The 4735-nt window shown below is 70.3% G+C and carries 6 protein-coding genes and 1 pseudogene; all 7 read left to right on the top strand.

The window, feature by feature from the left end; all coding sequences use genetic code 11:
• Nucleotides 1-276 precede the first annotated feature (276 nt).
• The gene (locus IH44_RS0139135) at nucleotides 277-987 is read left to right on the top strand and encodes a Crp/Fnr family transcriptional regulator (protein WP_030464629.1); all 711 of its coding nucleotides are present in this window, start codon (nucleotides 277-279) and stop codon (nucleotides 985-987) included.
• 156 nt (nucleotides 988-1143) lie between these two features.
• Entirely contained in the window at nucleotides 1144-1851 is a 708-nt protein-coding gene (locus IH44_RS42080) for a hypothetical protein (protein ID WP_232795267.1), read from the top strand.
• Complete coding sequence (locus tag IH44_RS0139125; RefSeq protein WP_030464627.1) at nucleotides 1848-2117, top strand: hypothetical protein; 270 nt, start codon at nucleotides 1848-1850, stop codon at nucleotides 2115-2117. The genes IH44_RS42080 and IH44_RS0139125 overlap by 4 nt, the downstream gene beginning before the upstream one ends.
• Nucleotides 2114-2866, top strand: a complete 753-nt coding sequence (locus tag IH44_RS43505; protein ID WP_030464626.1) for a hypothetical protein — start codon at nucleotides 2114-2116, stop codon at nucleotides 2864-2866. Before IH44_RS0139125 ends, IH44_RS43505 begins: the two co-directional genes overlap by 4 nt.
• On the top strand, nucleotides 2863-3171 hold the full coding sequence (locus IH44_RS0139115; RefSeq protein WP_030464625.1) for a helix-turn-helix domain-containing protein: 309 nt from the start codon (nucleotides 2863-2865) through the stop codon (nucleotides 3169-3171). The genes IH44_RS43505 and IH44_RS0139115 overlap by 4 nt, the downstream gene beginning before the upstream one ends.
• Entirely contained in the window at nucleotides 3168-4292 is a 1125-nt protein-coding gene (locus IH44_RS0139110; protein WP_030464624.1) for a hypothetical protein, read from the top strand. Before IH44_RS0139115 ends, IH44_RS0139110 begins: the two co-directional genes overlap by 4 nt.
• A 105-nt stretch (nucleotides 4293-4397) precedes the next feature.
• A pseudogene (locus IH44_RS0139105) lies at nucleotides 4398-4735 on the top strand (hypothetical protein); the annotation flags it as partial.

The raw sequence follows: 4735 nt of genomic DNA, 5'->3' as shown, positions 1-4735 counted from the left end.
GCCGCCGCCCGCCTCACCGCCGCCGACCTCCCCACCTCTTCTTCACCCACCCCGCCACCCACCGCGGCCGCGTCCTCTACCGCCGCCTCGACGGCCACCTCACCCTCCTCACCGGCGCCCGCTGAGCGTCCCGCCCTGTCAGCCTTCCCCGGGGGCGCCGGGCGGTTGGACCGTGTACTGCCGTACGCCCCGGCGTACATCCGCCCGACCAGGGGAAACGTCTACCGGAGGTGCCGAACTCCGTGCTGTGCTGGTCACATGACTCACAGCTCGCACGTGGACCGTCACGTCCCGTTCCTCGACGCCCTCACTCCCGACGCGCGGACGGCCCTGGTGGAACTGGGAGGGAAGCTACGAACCTTCCATGCCGGGGAGGTTCTCATCGAGGAGGGGGACGACAAACAGGAACTGTGGTTCCTCCACCAAGGAGAGGTGAAAGTGACCTGCCAGCCGGACGGTCGCACCGCACGGCTCATGGACATCAAAGGCCCCGGCGACGTGGTGGGCGAGGTGGCCGTCATGGACTCCGGGCCGAGGTCGGCGACCGTCACCGCCTCCACCGAAGTGACCGCCACGGTCGTGCCGTGGCAGGATCTGCAGCCGTTCTTCCGGAACCACCCCGATGCGCTGTACGCCCTCTACCAGGTGCTCGGAGACCGGCTGCGCAGGTCCGACCGCCGCCGCATGGAGTTCGGCGTGTACTCGGTCCCGGTCCGGCTGGCCCGACTCCTGGTCGAACTCGCCTTCTCGTACGGGAAGGCCGGCCTGAACGCGGTGCGCATCGACGTGAACCTGTCCCAGCCCGAGTACGCCGCGCTGATCGGGTCCCGTACGGACGCCGTGCACAAGGCTCTCACCACACTGCGCAGGGCCGAATTGATCACCACCAACGAGCGGCGGACCCACATCTTGAACCTGGCCGAACTCCGGAAGGCCGCCCGACTGAGTGTGTCCGTCGGTCGGCGCCGGCGCCACCCTCCCGTATAAATACGGAATCCTCCGGCTTTCCGCCCCCTTTCCCGCACAGTTGGCGTGCAACTGCACCCAACCCCGTTGGAAAGGCGGAGAGTTGCCGTGATCAACACCTCTTCCACCCGTCCCTTGGACGCTCTCCCGGCCCGTCGGCTGTGCCTGGCTGCGGACATGGAGCGGTACAGCCGTCTCGACACCCGGAACCAGTCCGCTGCCCAGGCCGACCTGGTCCAGCTGCTGGACGAGGCGGCCGCGCTGGCCGGACTGGACCGTGCGGCCTGGGAACGCCAGCCGCAGGGCGACCTGGAGTTCGCCGTCCTACCCGAGAGGACGCCGGAGCCCGCCCTGTTGGGGCCGTTCGTCCAGCACCTGGTGGGCGGCCTCGGCGCCCTCAACACCCGGCCGGCCGCCTCTCGTGTCCGGCTGCGGCTGGCTCTCGACTGCGGCGTCGCCACGAGCTCCGCCCTCGGCCACGCCGGACCGGCTCCGGTCGCCGTGGCACGGTATGTCAACGCGCCCCAGCTCAAAGCCGTGCTGGCCGCCCTCACCTCGGCCGATCTCGCCGTCATCGTGTCGGACCGGCTGTACCAGGACATCGTGCGCTCCGGACACCCCGGCCTCGACCCGGCGCAGTACCTGCGCGCTCACGTGCGGGTCAAGGAGTTCGGCGGCTACGGCTGGATCCGAGTTCCCGGGCACCGCCCCGACGACATGCGGACGATCGTGGGAAACCCGCACGAACCGCAGCAGGCTCCGGAGAGCCCCACCGTACAGCCGGGCCCGCTCTCCCAACACGTGCACTACGGTGCCGCCGTCGGCCGGGACGTGAACGGCGGCCTCACCATCGGATCGCCCGTCCCCTCCCGGCGCCTGCCGTGACCGACCTCGAGGACAGCTCTGCCCACCCCCAGTACGCGGGCTACGGGGTGAACGTCGGCCACGCGGTGTACGGCGACGTCCACATCCACACCGTCGCCTCCGTCGCCGGTCCGGAACGCCACCGGCCCGAGGCGGCGGCCCCGATCCCGGCTCCGCGCAACGCCGCCCTGCGCGCCGCGGTCCGTTCCCTCGTACGTGCCTGTGAACGGACCGCCGCAGCGCTGTCGTCCATCGGCCGGACCCCGGTCGGAGAGGAGGAACGATGAACGGGAACGCCCCCCGCGTCTTCACCCTGGTCGGCCGAGCACTCCGCGCCATGCCCGACAGTACCCGGCCGCACCTCTCGGTGGACCTCGGCCACCACTCGGCGAGGCTCTCTCCGGAGGAGTGCCGGAGCACCCTGTACGGGCCGCGACGCGACGAGTCCCTGTGGAGGACGATCTGGCGGCAGGCTGCCGCAGAGGCCCGGCAAGACATCCGGAACGGCACCGACCCGCACCGCCTGCTCGTCGTCTGGCTGGCCATACCAGGCATGAACCGGAGCCTGTACCGGATCCTGCACCTGTTGCCGGTCGACCGCACCGACCTCGAGGCGGAAGCCGTACTCGGCGTACTCACCGCTCTCGACAGTGCGAGCCCCGACACCTCGGACACCGGTGGACACCTGATCCGCACCGCGGTGAACCGGATGTGGAACTACGCCGGCCGAACCCGGAAGGAAATACCCGTCGTGGACGTCGCCCGCTTCGCCCGGACCCGCAACACGGTGCTCCCCCCGCAGGAGCACCAACTGCGGCCCGGAGCGTGGGAACTGCACGTCTCGCCTCCGCCCCACCCCACCGGGCTGTTCGCCACCATCCGCTTCACCGAGTCCCGGCGCCGGCTGGAGGGCGAGCGGCTCGGTGCGCTCGCCCACAGCGCAGGCCTGTCCGAGCTGGTGTTCCGGGCCCGCCGCCACGAGGAGGAAGAACTCATCGGCACCCTGGCCCTGCACCCGGCGGGAGAGCGGCGATGAGCCCCCGGTCCGGCCCGCCCATGGGATTCGCCGAAGCCTTCGACCTGCCCCTGAGCATCGATCTGCGCACGGCTGCCCGCGCCATCGGCGTCTGCCCGGACACCGCGTACCGACTCATCCGCCTGGGCGCCTTCCCCTGCCCCGTGCTCCGGCTCGGCCGCCGCTACCGCATCGCCACCGCCGATCTGCTGCGTGCCCTCGGGATCGAGGAACGCCCGGTGTACGCAACCGACCTGGAAACCGGCGCCGCACACGCCGCCTGGCTCGACGACCTCTACACCCACGAGACGGAGACACCTTCATGAACGCACCACAGCCCCCCGCCCACGAACCCGACCGTCCCCGGCTGTGCTTCGTGATCGGCCCCATCGGGAACCCGTACGCGGACCACGGCAGCCCCGAGCTCGACGCCTACGAGCACCACCTCGCGGTCTTCGAAGAGGTGATCGCACCCGCCTGCGAGAAGCACGGCTTCACCGCCGTACGGGCGGACGGCATCGCGCACGCCGGTGACATCAACGAGCAGATCTGCCGGTACGTCATCGAGTCCGACCTGGTCATCGCGGACGTCAGCGGCGGCAACCCCAACGTGATGTACGAGCTGGGACTGCGGCACATCACCGGCAAACCGACCGTTCACATCGGCGAGACCGGCCAACTCCCCTTCGACATCGCGTCGGTCCGGACCATCCCGTACCAGCGGACGCGCAGCCGGTTCACCCACGCCCGACGCAAGATCGAAGACGCGTTGGAAGCCGGCATCCGGGACGGCTTCGAACTCCTCACCCCTGCAAGGATGGTACGGGCGATCCAGAACCCCGACGGATCGCCGCTCCCCTCCGATGCCCCTGCCGAGGAGGACGACCCGTCGGGCCTGCTCGACGACTTCGCCGCCATCGAGGACGGGTTGGACGAGATGACCCGGCAGATGGACACGATCACGCAGACGATCGAGACCATCGGCACGCTGACCGAACAGAGCAGCGCCGAGTTCCTCACCCTCACCGGTTCCAACGCCCCGGCCAGCGCCCGGCTCGCGGCGGTGACCCGGTATGCGGACTCCATCGGCACCCCTGCCGAGGAAATGCTCACCGCCGCCCAGGACTTCTCCACTCGAATGGCGACCCTGGACAGCGGGATGCGGGCCGCGTTGAGCCTCATCGAAACGACCCCGCACGGGGAACGTGACGAGGGAAGCCTCGAGTTCTTGGCGCAGCTCATCTCCTTGGACGAAGCGTCCCGGATCGGGCTGTCGCAGGTCAGCTCCTTCGGCGCTGCCGCCGAGAGCATGACCTTCATGAGTCGCCATCTGCGCAAGCCGGTGAAGAACATGTCCTCCGCCGTAAAACTGATGGTCTCCACCATCGCCTACATGGGCGAGTGGGCCGACAAGGCTCGCGTCCTGGCCCAGGAGACCACTGGGTGAATCCGTTCCAGGCAGAGCCCGGGCCCAGGCCCGGGCTCTGCCCACTGACCGACCGGCTCGAAACCTGGATGCCCCGTTCTGGTAAGCCCGTTAGGGTCCACCGGCATGGGGGAACAACCGATCACCGTGCACCACGTCCGGGCCGGCGCCCGCACCCACCGGATCGTCCAGGTCCCGCAGCGGCCGGGACGGCTGGCGCTGCGCGACGAGCAGCACTGGCTGACGCTGTACGCGGACCGGGCCGGCCTGGCCCGGCTGGTCGCTGCCTGGTCCCTGGCCGCCCGCTCCCCGCGCTCCCTGCTGCACCTCCCGCTGCGCGGCCACCCGCTGCCCGACGGCCCCTCCCCCGCCCCGATGTACCCCGGCGGCCACCCCGCCCTCGACCTGGTCCTCGCCCACCACTCCCTGCAGTTCCGCCCCAGCGCCTGGAAGGACCTCCGCTC

This window comes from Kitasatospora sp. NRRL B-11411 (assembly GCF_000721345.1).
GTDB classification, from domain to species: Bacteria; Actinomycetota; Actinomycetes; order Streptomycetales; family Streptomycetaceae; genus Kitasatospora; species Kitasatospora cineracea.
The sequence above is the reverse complement of the archived record's forward strand: the minus strand, read 5'-3'. Positions and strand labels throughout refer to the sequence as shown.

Coding starts and splice junctions, on each gene's coding strand:
- IH44_RS43505 (WP_030464626.1), top strand. CDS start 2,114: ATGAACGGGAACGCCCCCCGCGTCTTCACCCTGGTCGGCCGAGCACTC.
- IH44_RS42080 (WP_232795267.1), top strand. CDS start 1,144: ATGGAGCGGTACAGCCGTCTCGACACCCGGAACCAGTCCGCTGCCCAG.
- IH44_RS0139115 (WP_030464625.1), top strand. CDS start 2,863: ATGAGCCCCCGGTCCGGCCCGCCCATGGGATTCGCCGAAGCCTTCGAC.
- IH44_RS0139110 (WP_030464624.1), top strand. CDS start 3,168: ATGAACGCACCACAGCCCCCCGCCCACGAACCCGACCGTCCCCGGCTG.